This window comes from Chromohalobacter sarecensis (genome assembly GCF_023061135.1).
Classification (GTDB): domain Bacteria; phylum Pseudomonadota; class Gammaproteobacteria; order Pseudomonadales; family Halomonadaceae; genus Chromohalobacter; species Chromohalobacter sarecensis.
Genome location: NZ_JAKGAN010000001.1, coordinates 40,241 through 53,513 on the forward strand (window position 1 = coordinate 40,241; position 13,273 = coordinate 53,513).

General features: G+C 64.4%; 13 protein-coding genes. 3 read left to right on the forward strand and 10 right to left on the reverse strand.

Going from position 1 to position 13,273, the window contains the following annotated elements; translation table 11 throughout:
- The first annotated feature begins 212 nt into the window (after window positions 1–212).
- The 3 genes from L1071_RS00255 to L1071_RS00265 are packed head-to-tail and all read left to right on the forward strand — an operon-like array spanning window position 213 to window position 4,131.
- Window positions 213–896: a (2Fe-2S)-binding protein gene (locus tag L1071_RS00255; protein WP_246967249.1), complete on the forward strand. Its 684-nt coding sequence runs from the start codon at window positions 213–215 to the stop codon at window positions 894–896.
- Entirely contained in the window at window positions 893–1,879 is a 987-nt protein-coding gene (locus tag L1071_RS00260; RefSeq protein ID WP_246967252.1) for an FAD binding domain-containing protein, read from the forward strand. The genes L1071_RS00255 and L1071_RS00260 overlap by 4 nt, the downstream gene beginning before the upstream one ends.
- Before the next feature lie 23 nt (window positions 1,880–1,902).
- The gene (locus L1071_RS00265; protein ID WP_246967255.1) at window positions 1,903–4,131 is read left to right on the forward strand and encodes a xanthine dehydrogenase family protein molybdopterin-binding subunit; all 2,229 of its coding nucleotides are present in this window, start codon (window positions 1,903–1,905) and stop codon (window positions 4,129–4,131) included.
- Window positions 4,132–4,179: 48 nt separating this feature from the next.
- On the opposite strand, the gene L1071_RS00270 is transcribed toward L1071_RS00265, so the two are convergent.
- The 10 genes from L1071_RS00270 to L1071_RS00315 form a co-directional block, all read right to left on the reverse strand.
- Window positions 4,180–5,049 carry a nucleotidyl transferase AbiEii/AbiGii toxin family protein gene (locus L1071_RS00270; RefSeq protein ID WP_246967258.1) on the reverse strand — a complete coding sequence of 290 codons (870 nt, stop codon included), beginning with the start codon at window positions 5,047–5,049 and terminating at the stop codon, window positions 4,180–4,182.
- On the reverse strand, window positions 5,012–6,097 hold the full coding sequence (locus tag L1071_RS00275) for a type IV toxin-antitoxin system AbiEi family antitoxin (RefSeq protein ID WP_246967261.1): 1,086 nt from the start codon (window positions 6,095–6,097) through the stop codon (window positions 5,012–5,014). Before L1071_RS00275 ends, L1071_RS00270 begins: the two co-directional genes overlap by 38 nt.
- A 15-nt stretch (window positions 6,098–6,112) precedes the next feature.
- Window positions 6,113–6,736, reverse strand: a complete 624-nt coding sequence (locus L1071_RS00280; RefSeq protein WP_246967264.1) for a nucleotidyltransferase family protein — start codon at window positions 6,734–6,736, stop codon at window positions 6,113–6,115.
- Window positions 6,726–7,697 carry an XdhC family protein gene (locus L1071_RS00285; protein ID WP_246967266.1) on the reverse strand — a complete coding sequence of 324 codons (972 nt, stop codon included), beginning with the start codon at window positions 7,695–7,697 and terminating at the stop codon, window positions 6,726–6,728. The genes L1071_RS00280 and L1071_RS00285 overlap by 11 nt, the downstream gene beginning before the upstream one ends.
- A 150-nt stretch (window positions 7,698–7,847) precedes the next feature.
- Entirely contained in the window at window positions 7,848–8,579 is a 732-nt protein-coding gene (locus L1071_RS00290; RefSeq protein WP_246967268.1) for an ABC transporter permease, read from the reverse strand.
- A gap of 12 nt (window positions 8,580–8,591) precedes the next feature.
- Complete coding sequence (locus L1071_RS00295) at window positions 8,592–9,296, reverse strand: ABC transporter permease (protein ID WP_246967271.1); 705 nt, start codon at window positions 9,294–9,296, stop codon at window positions 8,592–8,594.
- Between the two features lie 69 nt (window positions 9,297–9,365).
- Window positions 9,366–10,154, reverse strand: coding sequence for a transporter substrate-binding domain-containing protein (locus tag L1071_RS00300; RefSeq protein ID WP_246967274.1), 789 nt, complete (start codon window positions 10,152–10,154; stop codon window positions 9,366–9,368).
- A 76-nt stretch (window positions 10,155–10,230) separates the two neighbouring features.
- Window positions 10,231–11,022 carry an ABC transporter ATP-binding protein gene (locus L1071_RS00305; protein WP_246967276.1) on the reverse strand — a complete coding sequence of 264 codons (792 nt, stop codon included), beginning with the start codon at window positions 11,020–11,022 and terminating at the stop codon, window positions 10,231–10,233.
- Window positions 11,023–11,083: 61 nt separating this feature from the next.
- Window positions 11,084–12,274, reverse strand: a complete 1,191-nt coding sequence (locus tag L1071_RS00310) for a pyridoxal phosphate-dependent aminotransferase (RefSeq protein WP_246967279.1) — start codon at window positions 12,272–12,274, stop codon at window positions 11,084–11,086.
- Window positions 12,275–12,317: 43 nt separating this feature from the next.
- Window positions 12,318–13,256, reverse strand: a complete 939-nt coding sequence (locus tag L1071_RS00315; protein ID WP_246967281.1) for an ABC transporter substrate-binding protein — start codon at window positions 13,254–13,256, stop codon at window positions 12,318–12,320.
- Window positions 13,257–13,273 lie beyond the last annotated feature (17 nt).

Below are 13,273 nucleotides of genomic sequence, written 5' to 3' on the forward strand. Positions count from 1 at the left end.
TGGCATCCTGCCGGATTCCTCTGGAGTTTGCGCCCCACGCTTTGCGGCAGCGCCTATCCTCTCCTAACGTTAAGGTTGGTCGAGCTGCCTGACACGGCCCGGCCCCGCACAATGCTTTCTGATGGCGAGTGCCCGCCAGCGCCAAGTTGCGCGCCTCGGGCGTTCGCCCAAGAACGATGCCAGCCCTGACTGGTGAATGGCGAGGATAAGACATGGATGACCGTGAGCGTCTCAAGACTGAGGTTTCGTATTTTGATCCCCAACGACACCCTGCATCGCCGTCGCGGCGACGCTTTCTAAAATCCGCCGGTGTCTCCGGGCTCGCGGTGGCGGCTGCGCCGGCGTTGTCGTCGGTGAGCTATGCCGGTTCGCCGGATGACCCGGACACGCAAGCCGACGCACCCCCCGCCGAAGGCCAGCGCCGCATCACCCTGACCGTCAATGGTCGACGCGAACAGCTCGATGTCACGCCCAACGTGATCCTGCTCGATGCGCTGCGCCATGCCCTGCAATTGACCGGCACCAAGAAGGGCTGCGACCACGGCCAATGCGGTGCCTGCACGATCCTGGTCAATGGCACGTCCATCAATTCCTGTTTGAGTCTCGCCGTGACCCACGACGGCGACGAGATCACCACCGTCGAAGGGCTCGAAAAGAACGGCCAGCAGCATCCGTTGCAGCAGGCGTTTCTCGAATATGACGCTTATCAGTGCGGTTACTGCACGTCGGGTCAAATGATGAGCGCGCTGGCGATCTTGCAGGATGACGACATCGGCAGCAGCGACGCCGACGTGCGCGAGGCGATGAGCGGTAACATCTGCCGCTGCGGCGCCTACAAGAACATCGTCGCGGCGATTCAGTCCGCTCGCGGTACAATGCAAGGGGGTAACGCATGAGACATTTCGATTACGCCCGCGCCGAGAGCCCGCAGCAGGCGGTGGCGGCGCACGGCAGTGAACGCGACGCCGCCTTTTTGGCGGGGGGGACCACGCTGCTCGATCTGGTCAAGCTCGATGTCATGCAGCCGCAGACAGTGGTCGATATCAACGGCGTCGATCTCGATACCATCGAACGCCTCGACGATGGCCGGCTGCGTATCGGCGCGATGGTGACCAACACGGCGCTGGCGCGTGATGAGCGCGTGGTTAACGACTACGCCGTGCTTTCCCAGGCACTGCTGGCCGGTGCTTCGACCCAATTGCGCAACAAGGCGACCACCGGCGGCAACGTCATGCAGCGCGTGCGTTGCCCGTATTTCCGCGATGGCGTCTCCGCCTGCAACAAGCGCGAGCCCGGCAGCGGCTGCGCGGCCATCGACGGCGTCAATCGCACCGTGCACGCGGTGCTTGGCACCAGCGACAACTGCATTGCGACGCACCCGTCGGATATGTGCGTGGCGATGGCCGCTATCGGCGCCACCGTCGAGGTGCAGGGGCCGGAAGGCCGGCGCGAGATCGACTTCGCCGACTTTCACCTGCTGCCCGGCGACACGCCGGCACGCGAGCATGCGCTGGAACCCGGCGAGTTGATCACCCACGTGACGCTGGACGCGCCGCTCGAGGGCAGCCGATCTGCTTATCTCAAGCTGCGCGACCGCCAGTCGTATCAGTTCGCGCTGGCCTCGAGCGCGGTGATCGTGCGCATGGACGGCAACACCATTCGCGAGGCGCGGGTGGCCATGGGCGGTGTCGGCACCAAGCCGTGGCGCGCGCCGGAAGTGGAGGCGGCGCTCAAGGGTAAGGCCGCCAGTGAGGCGGTGTTTGCGGAGGCGGCTAAGCGCGCCTTCGAGAACGCCGTCGCCTATTCCCAGAACGGTTACAAGATTCCGCTCGGGCAGCAGGCCATCGTGCGTAATCTCACCGATCTGATCGCCGCCTGAACCGCCCGCGAGGAGAATGAAGCATGAGCGACAAGGATACGAAAGAGCCCATTATCGGCGCAGGCGTGCCGCGCATCGACGGCCCCGATAAGCTCGCGGGGCGCGCCAACTATGCCGCTGACAACTTGCCGGCCAACATGGCATACGGCTATGGCGTCTTCAGCACCATCGCAAAAGGCAAGGTGACGCGGCTGAATATCGATGAGGCGAAGCGGATGCCGGGCGTCATCGATATCTTCCACCACGGTCATTTCCCGTCGCTGTACCGCACGCCGTCGAGCTTCGTGCAGGGCAACAAGGTGGAGGAAACGCGGCTGCCGTTCGAGGACGAACGCGTTTACTACGAAGGCCAGTTCGTGGCGCTGGTGGTCGCCGACAGTTTCGAGAATGCACGTGCCGCCGCGCGACACGTCAAGGTGGAATACGCCGCCGAAGCGGCCGTCGCCAACCTCGCCCAGGGCCTTGATGACAACGGCACCCAGGCGGGTGGCGGCCATTCGCGTGGCGATGCCGCCTCGGCCTTCGACAGCGCCGACACGACCATCGACGTCACCTACCACACGCCGGTGGAAACCCATAACCCGATGGAAATGCACGCCTCGGTGGCGTACTGGGATGCGCAGGGCGATCTGACCATCTATGACGCCTCGCAAGGCGTCGTGGTCGAGCGCAATGCGCTGTCCAAGATCTTCGCCATCGCCCCCGAGCGTATCACCGTGCATGCGCCCTACATCGGCTCGGGTTTCGGTAGCAAGTTGTGGACCTGGCCGCATGCGATAGCCACGGCAGCGGTGTCGCGTGAGCTGGGCCGCCCGGTACAGCTCGTCGTGCCGCGTCAGCAGATGTTTACCACCACCGGGCACCGTCCTGAAACCCGCCAGCGCATGCGCCTGGCAACCGACGGCAACGGCAAGCTGGTGTCGCTGCGTCACGAGGCGATCAACACGACCTCGTTCACCGATCAGTACGTGGAAACCTGCGGTAGCGTGACCAAGAGCCTCTACAGCTGCCCCGATCTGACGGTCAGCCATGAAACCACGCAGGTGAATCGTGGCACGCCGACCTCGATGCGCGCCCCGGGCGCGGCGCCAGGACTATTTGCGCTGGAGTCGGCGATCGACGAGATGGCCGAGGCGGCGGGGGTCGATCCGGTGCAGTTCCGGCTCGACAACTATGCCGAGCGCGACGAAAGCCAGGATCTGGATTTCTCCAGCAACCATATCGTCGAGGCCACGAAACAAGCCGCCGAGCGTTTCGGGTGGCACGATCGCAACCCCGAGATCGGCAGCATGCGCGAGGGCCGCGAGATCGTCGGTTACGGCATGGCGGCCTGCAACTGGGAGGCCCTGAAGCGGCCCTGCGATGCACGCGTCTCGCTGCGTGCCGATGGCACCGTCTTCGCTTCCTGCGCGACCCAGGATATCGGTACTGGCACCTACACCATCGTCGCCCAGGCGGTGAGCGACGTGACCGGAGTGCCGCTGGATCGGATTACCGTCAAGCTGGGGGATTCCTCCTACCCGGACGGGCCGATCTCCGGCGGCTCCTGGGCCACGGCGACCACGCTGCCGGCGATTGCCGGTGCGGCGCGCAATGCGCTTGATGAGCTCAAGCGTTACGCCACGGGTGGCAACGGCATCTTCGCCGAGGCCAGTGCGGACGATCTAAGTGTGGCCGATGGTGCCCTGCGTTATGACGGCAAGCAGGCGAGTTTCGCCGAGGTGCTCGACGCCGCGCGTTACGGCAGTGCCGATGGCGAAGCGCATACCGAAGCCGCCGACTCGAAATACTCCTACCGCTCCTTCGGCGCGCATTTCGTCGAGGTACGCTGGGATCCGGGCATCTCGCATCTGCGCGTGGCGCGGGTGGTCAGCGCCATCGACGTGGGCAAGGTGATCAACGAAACCACCGCGCGCAACCAGGTCGAAGGCGCGGTCGTGATGGGCATCGGCATGGGGCTTTTCGAAGCCACCGAGTACGACGAGCGCAACGGCCGCCCGGTGAATAATGACTACGCCGAGTACGTGGTGCCGGTGCATGCCGACCAGCCGGAAATCGACGTCATTCTGCTCGATTATCCCGATCTGGCGTTCAATGAGTATGGCGCGCGGGGCATCGGCGAGATCGGCATCACCGGGCTGGCCGCCGCCATCGGCAATGCGGTCCACCACGCCACCGGCAAACGCATCCGCGAGCTGCCCATCACCCTCGACAAGCTGATGGACGACGTTCCCCAGGCGCAAAGCGCTTGAGGATTGCTGGACGCAGTTAATGCGAGGTGGGCTCGGGGGCCAAGTAGTCTAGAGGCTAATGCGACCGCCCTCGAGCCCACGTTTGAACATGGCTAGCCAGTGTAGGCACTCGTCGACGCTTTCGGGGATGCCACGGCTCATGTCGGTCGCCAAGTCTTCGAGAGCGAGGTTGGCAAGGCCGTCGTTCAGCAACGTCGAGACGTGTGCGAGTGTACCGGGCGCGGCAATCAGGCGAGCCCGCTCACCGAGTAGCTGTATGGCGGTAAGGGTGGTGTCGTAACCATTTTCTTCGAGTACTGCTGCCCACTTGCCTTCATAGAGCGTCCCCATGTCCCAGTCCACACGACTGTAATGCTGGAAGAGATAGGCAATGTCTGCGGCATCCTTGCGACGGGTAGCGGGTATGCGTTCCGTCCAGGCGACGAGCTTCAACAGCGCTTGGCTCTCCAGGTTGGCCACTTTGACCTCGAGTGACGCTGGGCCGGTCAGGTGAACGCGATAGGCTGTGTTGCAGGCTTCTTCGGAACCCATTACTGACATCTCGATCACACCTTCGGGTGGCCAGCCGATATTGGCGTCCTCGTCAGCGATGCCACCAAAAGGGATGATATCGACGACGCAGCCGTTGAGAGAGCGCAATTCATGTGGGGCGCGTCCTTGCCGGTAACCTCTGTCGAGCAGAGCCGCGTGGATGCGTCGAAACTCTTCCCAACCTTGCACGTAGATGGCGAAGTCGATGTCGGCGGTGGCACGACGTACTGGTGCCCCGTAATGGTGATGAAGGATGAGATCCCGAGCCTTGGCGCCGATCAAGACGTAATCGATGCCGAACTGCTTGGCCAGAGCACTGACATCGTTCAGTGCGGTATGAGCCACCTCATCAATAGGCGCTGAAATGGTCAGCGAGATAGCGTTCATCCAGAATCCTTGCGATTTCGGCATTGCGGGGATCCCCACTGCGGATCAGGTCCGCATAGGCGAGCAAAGGGTGGGCCATAGCGGGCTCTTCATCGTCTGCACTCCAAAAGCGTTCCATGATTCGAACATTGGCTTCGACACCTGTTGGGGGCTTCCTCAACCGATATTGTTGCATCAGTCGGGATAGGTTTTCTCTGGGCAGGAAGAGTGTGGCCACTTGCGGCGTCAAGTGACCACTGAAAAAGGCTCCTGCAATTTCCCCGCCCCACGCCGCGGCGAAACGATCTATGTCGCGCTCTCCCCACCAATCAGTTGTCTCGCCGTGGAATTCGCCGATCAGTAGCTTTGGGGCGAGTTTTTCGCAGTAGCCGACGACCCAGCGCTCCATGAGCTTTCTTGGTTCGATGACTTTGCGTCCGCTACGACTCATCGACGCCACTAAGCCCCCGGCTTCGAGTGCCTTGAGGACGTTGGCAACGGTGCCATGAGAAACGCCCGTTCGCTCGGCGATTGCGCGCACCGAGGCGTTCACCAGGTTGGGGACGAGCAGCAGATGGTAGACAACGATGAGGCCTTGGCGCTGAAAGGCTCGCTCGGCTGCATGCGATTTCTCCTCCCTTGCGAATATCGCTGAGCGACTGTTACCTCTAATCAAAATCTTAAAGTCAGGCCGGTCAATGAAGGCATTGCCAGCCGTATCGATGAATTGGATGCCTTGGGCTTGCAGCTTCTTGGCGGCGCTGGCGTTGAGGTAGTCGGCGATCAGGAGGCGACCAGGGTTGCCAGCTAAGTGGTATGAAAGCGCAGGTATCAGGTGAGCCGCCCAGCGCTTTACCTCGCCGGGGAAGTGCTGGCCACCCAGTTCGACATTGAGACCCTCTTCTTGTGGGCCGTTTAGGACGGCGCTGAGTGAGGCGCTTAGCCCTGTTTCGCGCTGGAAGGCGGCAATGGCTGCCTCTGCGATCTCCCACTCTAAAGAAGTTGCCATGGTTGTCCAATAATATGCGATGTCTATTAATAATGTACGCTTGTAAAAATTGGACAGCAAGACACTTCTTTTGGGTCAATACGGTGCTTGAGCGTCAGTGTTGCGAATCTCGAACTGCAGGTCTGCGGGCGTGTCGATATCCAGCAGGATGCCGGGATCATCGACCTCGACTTCTCGGTAGCGTTCGGGGTGCTGGCGGATAAGCCGCCGCGCTCCGGTGTCGCCGTCCAGGCGTGTGAGCGCCGGCCAGAACGCGCGCCCGAACAGCACTGGGTGGCCGGGACGACCAGCGTAGCAGGGGCGCAAGATGTGTTCGGTATCGGCGAGACGCTGTAGATGAAGCAGGGTATCGGACCGGATGGCGGGCATATCGCCGAGCAGGATCGCCGCCGCCTGAACGTCGGCGAGTGCGGGGTCGCTTGCGAGCGCCACGAAGGCTTCGGCCAGGCTGGCGCCCAGGCCGTGCTCGGCGCGTGTCGCGCGAATCAGCGGCGTGTTCTCGGCAAGTCCCAGGCACGCGGGATCGTCCCCGGCACGCACCACCACGCGATGGCATGCAAACGCTTCGCGCGCCTTGGCCTGCGAGGCGCCCAGTAGCGTGCCTTCCCAGGGCCCGCTCGCGCGGCGCTTGTCCGCATCGCCGTACCGCCGCGACCCGCCGGCGGCCATGATCACGGCGACCACCCGTTCAGAGTGCATCGCGTGCCTTGCCGCGCCGCACACGCACGATATCGGCCATTACCGCCAGTGCGATCTCGGCGGGCGTCTTGCTCCCCAGCGCCAGGCCGACGGGCATATGCAAGCGCTCGATATCCCTCTCACTGAGCCCACCGACGCGCTGCAAGCGTTCGGCGCGTGTCGTGGAGGTGCGCCGCGAGCCCATGACGCCGATATAAAACGCCGACGTACGCACGGCCTCGATCATCGTCAGATCGTCGAGGCGGGGGTCGTGGGTGAGGGCGACCACGGCCGTCGCCGCATGACATCCCCCCGAGGCTATGAACGAGGAAGGCAGCGTGACCTGCGTCTGGACGCCCGGAATCGCGACATCCCGCCAGGCGTCCTCGCGTGGGTCGCAGACGATGACCTCGAAGCCCAGCGAGCGCGCGAACTCGGCGCAAGCGATCGAGACCGGTGAGAGACCGGCTACGATCAGGCGCGCCACCGGTCCCAGGCGCATCCGGGCTTGGTGCTCATCACGCGTTACCCGGGGGCCTTCACTGTCGTCATCGGCAAGTGTCGCTAGCCCGGTGGCGAGGTCGACCTGGCGAATGGCCGGGCGCTGCCCACGCAGGATGTCGTGCAAGGCATCGAGATGGGCAAGATGCTCCGAGGTTGGCGGCAGGCGCTCGATCATGACATCGAGAATGCCGTCGCAGGGCAGGGTGACCGACGGTCCCTCGGCATGCCCGTCGCCGTAGCGCAGCGTGGTGATCGGCGACTCGAAGGCGCCCTGTGTCAGGCGCTCGAGGAAGTCCTCCTCGATACAGCCGCCCGACAAGGAGCCTTCATGGCGGCCATCCGCGCGCGCGACGAACAACGAACCGGGCTCGCGGGGCGACGAGCCGAACGTCGCCAGTACCGTGCACAACCACACCGTTTCACCGTCGCGGGCCCAGTCGAGCGCTCGCTCGATGACCTGCAAATCCAAGTGTTGCATGCTCAATACGCTCACCCATGACTGTGTTGCCATGCCCCGCCAGGGTCGTCGTTGACGCTTGCCCTGGCGGGGCATGGTATTTATTTCATGGGCCTACTATACCGCGCATGACGCGCCCTGTGGGGAGGGATGCCCACTGCTCGGCGCCGGCTAGCCAGGCAGCAGACGCCGCCGCTTGGGGGCGACCGGTCGTGCGCCGGGGAAACGGTGCTCGATGAGGCGCATCACGCTGGTGAGTACCAGGGTCAAGGCCAGATAGATACCGGCGATGAGCAGTAGCGGCTCGTACACCAGGAAGGTTTCGTCGCGCACCATGTTGGCGGCCTTGAGCAGATCCATCAGCGCGATGGTCGAGACCAGCGGCACCGACTTGAGCAGCAGGATCAGCTCGCCGGTTAGCGTGGGCAGGCACATCTGGATGGCGCGCGGTAGCCACAGCCGATAGAGGATCTGCCAACGGTTCAGGCCGAAGGCGCGGCCGGCGGCGAGCTCGCCCTCGGGCACGCTCAGGAGTGCCCCGCGCAGGACCTCGCCGGTGTAGGCGCCGACACTCAGCGTGAAGGTCAGCGCGCCGTAGAAGAATGGGTCGCGTAGTAGCGGCCAGATCAGGCTCTCGCGGAGACCGGGGATCTCCGGCAGTAAACGCCCCACGCCGTCGTAGAAAAAGAACAGTTGCACCAGTAGCGGCGTGCCGCGTACCACCGTGGTCAGTCCGGTGACCAGCATGGCCAGCGGGCGCGGGCCGCGCAGCCGGATCATGGCGAAGGACACCGCCAGCGCGAAACCGCAGACGCCCGAGACGGCGACCAGCCACAGGGTATTGACGAAGCCGGTCCACAGGGCCTTTTGATAGAACGGATCGCTCAGCCAGGAAAAGTCCATGTCTGGGGGCTCCTAGGTGCTGGGTTGGCCGCGGCGGACGTGACGCTCCGCGCGGGCGAACAAGGCGTTGGAGCCCAGCGTCATGACCAGGTAAAGCGCCCCGGCGAGGGCGTAGAACAAGGCATAGTCGCGGGTGCTGGCGGCCGCTTGTTGGGCGGTGAAGAACAATTCCTCGAAGCCGATCACGCTGATCAACGCGGTGTCCTTGACCAGGATCAGCCACAGGTTGGACATCCCGGGCAGGGCGTTGGGCAGCATGCCGGGGAGCACGATGCGATAAAAGCGTGTCGGGCGCGAAAAGCCATAGGCGTCGGCGGCTTCCAGTTGTCCCTTGGGGATCGCCTGGATGGCACCCCGGAAGACCTCGGTCATGTAGGCCCCCTGAACGAAGGCGAGCACGCCCACGGCGGTGACGAAGCCGCTGATCTCGATGTGCGTGTCGCCGCCGAATTCGGCAAGCAAAGCGTTGAGTGCCTGGCTGCCGGCGTAATACAGCAAGATGATCAACAGTAATTCAGGAATGGCGCGGACCAGCGTGGAATACGCCGTGCCCAGGCCGCGTAGAGAGCGCCAGGGGCTGAGGCGTGCCGTGGCGCCGAGTAGCCCCAGGCCGAGCCCGATGGCATAGGCCAGCAAGGCGATTTCCAGGGTCACCAGGGCGCCTTGCAGGATCGGGCCGAGCCATTCCAGCAGGCCATCGCTATGATCGCTTGGCATGGTCGAAGTCTCGCAGTGTCGGAATCGGGACCGGCCGGGCGATGCCCGGCCGGCGGGTCGCGAGGCGGTTTAACTGCCGCAGATATTGGTGCCGAAGTACTGCTGGGAGAGCTCGGCGCAGCGACCGTTGTCGAGCACGCTGGCGATCGCGGCGTTGAGCTTCTCGCGCAGGGCGTCGTCTTCCTGGCGCAGGCCGATGCCCACGCCGTCGCCGAAGGCATCATCGCGCGGCGCGGTGGCACGGATTTCGAAGTCCTGGGCGGCGTCGCGCTCGAGGAATTCCGTCATCGCGATCTTGTCGGCGAGGATGGCATCGACACGCCCAGCGATCAGGTCGCGATTGGCCTGTTCCTGCTGGTCATAGACCTTGAGTTCGACCCCGGTGTCGGCCAGCGAGCGGCGCGCGAAGGTGGCGTTGGTGGTCGAGCCCTGAACGCCGAGGATCTTGCCGCCCAGATCCTCGGGAATTTGCATGTCGTTGGCCTTGGCGGTGACGTAGGCCGAGGGCGTGAAATAGTACGGATCGCTGAAGGCGATGACGCGCTTGCGCTTCTCGGTGATCGACAGCGAATTCATGATCATGTCGATTTTGCCGCTGTTGAGCGCGGGGAAGATCCCGCCCCATCCGGTCGGCGTGATGTCGCATGCGGCGTCCATTTCCTTGCAGAGCGCCTGGCCCAATTCGACCTCGAAGCCGGTCCAGCTGCCGTCGGCCTCCTTGTAGGTGAACGGCGGGTAAGGCTCAGCGGAGATGCCGATCTTGAGGGGCTCGTCCGCCATCGCCGAGGTTGCGCTCAGCGCCAGCAGGGCGATGCCCGCTGTCTGCATCAAGGTTGCTTTCAGGTGCTTGATCATCATGGTTCCCCATCGTTGTTGTGTCGGGCCGTGAAGGCCCGGGATGATATGGCGCCGCTGGCGGCGTCATGTGAAAGGCTCAGGCCACGCTCGAGACGAACTGACGGCAGCGCTCGCTGGCCGCGGTTTCGAAAACATGCGCGGGGGTGCCGATTTCCTCGACGCAGCCCTGGTGCAGGAAGGCCACCTGGTGAGAGACGTCGCGAGCGAAGCCCATCTCGTGGGTCACCAGCAGCATGGTCCGGCCTTCCTCGGCGAGGCCGTGGATGACGCCGAGGACCTCGTTGACGAGTTCCGGGTCGAGGGCCGAGGTAGGTTCGTCGAACAGCAGCACGCGCGGCTCCATGGCCAGGGCGCGGGCAATGGCGACGCGCTGTTGCTGCCCGCCGGAAAGGTAGGCGGGGTACTGGTCGCGCTTGTCGGCCATGCCGACCCGGTCCAGGTAATGCTCACCCAGCGTCACAGCCTCGCGTTTGGACAGGCCACGCACGCGCATGGGCGCCTCGATGACGTTGCCGAGCACGCTCAGATGCGGCCATAGATTGAACTGCTGGAAGACCATGCTGACTTGAGTGCGCAAGCGTTGCAGTTGACGACGCTTGATGCCGGTGCGAGTGCCTTGGGAGGCGCTGTGGCGAGTGTCCTGGGAAAAACTCAGTGACTCGCCGGCGATGGTCAGGTCGCCACTGTCGGGCGTTTCGAGGAGGTTCATGCAGCGCAGCAAGGTGCTCTTGCCGGAGCCACTGGAGCCGATGATCGAGACCACGTGGCCTTCATGCACGTCGAGGGAGACGTCCTTGAGGACTTCCAGCTCGGCGTAGCGCTTGACCAGGTGACGGGCCTCGATGGCCAGGTTGTTGTGATTAGCCATACCCCTCCTGCAGTGGGTGAAAAGATCGCGCCCCGGTGAATTCGCCCGGGGCGCGTGAGGGTCATGCCTCGACCGTCGCGCGACATTCATCGGCGCAGCGCGCCAGGCGTCGGCAGGCCTCGCGCAAGCGCTCGGTGTCCACCGTCAGGCTCAAGCGCACGAAGCCCGCCGCCGAGGGGCCGAAGGCGTCTCCAGCGAGTGCCGAGACGCCCTGCTCGTCGAGCAGGCGGTTGGCGAAAGCCTGCGCGGAAAGCCCGGTGCGGCGGATATCGATCATCATGAACATGCCGGCGGCCGGGCACAGCGCCTCGACGTTCGGGCTATCGGCGAGCGCCTCGAGCACCGTATCGCGACGTGTCCGGTAGGCGTGGCGCATCTCGGCGAGGGCTGCAGGCGGATTGGCCAGCGCCTCGCAGGCGGCGTCCTGAATGAAATCGGGGCAGCCGTAGAGCATGCACAGCGCCAGGTGGGTCAGGTGCTGGATCAAGGGTTCGGGGCCGATCACCCAGCCCAGCCGCCAGCCGGTCATGGCGTGCGACTTGGAGAGGCTGTTGACGATGACGGTACGCTCACGCATGCCGGGCAGGCTATCCGGCGAGAACGGTTCGCCGTCGTGGATCAGCTCGGCGTAGACCGCATCGGAAAGCAGCCACAGGTCGTGCTCGCGGCACAGCGTGGCCAGCGCCTCCCAGTGCGACTGCGTGAATACCTGGCCGGTGGGATTGTGCGGGCTGTTGAGCAGCATTGCCCGGGTGCGCGGGGTCACGGCGGCGGCGAAGTCGGCCGGATCGGGCTGGAAGGCGTTCGCCGAGCGCAGCGGTACGCGCACCAGAGTCGCACCGGCGGCTTGCAGGGCCGCCTCGTAGGTGACGTACATCGGCTCGGGGACGATCACCTCGTCGCCGGGATCGAGCACGCATTGCGCCACGGCATACAGGCCGCACTGGGCGCCGGCCAGTACCGCTACGTTGTCGGCATGGGTCGCCGGGGCGCCGCCTGTCTGGCGATGGTGGTGGGCGATCAGTTCGCGTAGCCGCGCCTTGCCCTGTACATCGGCATAGTGCGTGGCGCCGGCACGCAAGCTATCGACCGCGCTGTCGACGATGGGCGTCGGCGTGGCGAAATCCGGATCGCCCACCGAGAGGATGATGACGTCCTCGCCCTCGGCCTGAAGAGCCAGGGCGCGGTAGTGGATATCCCAGGCGGCAGCGCCTTCGCCGGCGATGCGTTGGGTCAGTCGGGAATAGTGCATGCAGGTTCCTCGTTAGCGTCGTCGGTGCGTTACACGCCGTGCGTTACAAGCTGGCCTTGACGGCGGCCAGCCCCGGCTCACCGTCACGCGTGGTCACGCCGTCGAGGAATTCGGCCAGTTCATCGGGATGATCTTGCAACCACGCGTGGGCCACCGCCTCGAGCTCGCGCTCTTTCAGGCCGTATTCGCGGATGAAATCGCTTTGTTGCTCGGCGCTGAGCACGAATTGATCGAGCAAACGCATAAGGTTGGGGTTGGCCTCGCTGAAGGGCTTGGCGACGATGGTGCGCACGTCGCTACGGCCCTGGTTGTCGCCATAGATGCCTTCGGGATCGTCGAGGATATGCATGTCGAATTCCGGCACCATCCAGTGCGGCGTCCAGCCGTAGAAGGCGATCCAGCGCTTCTCGTCGTAGGCGCTGCGCACCGCGCTGAGCATCCCCGGCGTCGAGGACTCCAGCAGTTCCCAGTCGCCCAGGCCGTAGGTGTCGTTGCGTTTGGCGTCGTGAATGAAGTCGCTGACCGTCGAGCCGGATTCGATGGAGTAGTAGCGGCCCTCGAAACGTTCGCGATTCTCGGGGGCATCGAGCTGCTCGGCGCTGGTCACGCCGGCATCATAGACATAGCCGGGCACCGCGAAGCCCATGCGCGCGCCGGTGACGTTGTTGCCCAGGTCGACGATGCTGCCGTCGTCCATCGCGGCGTCGTAGCTGTTCTGCTGGGCGGGGAGCCAGCCGGCGAGGAAGACGTCGCTGTCGCCGGTTTGCAAGGTCTTGTAGCCCACCGTGCTGCTGAGCTCCTGGCGCTCGTTGGTATAGCCCAGCGGAGCGAGGATCTGCGCCATGATCTCGGTCTTGACCGTGACGCCGGGCCACGGCGGAGCGACGAAGGAGACCTGGGTGGCCTCGTCGGCGGCATGGGCGTGAGCTGCCAGGGGCAGCAGGGCAAGGGCGGCCATCAGCCGCGTGGTGGTGCGTCGCATGATTTCTCCTGGTGAAT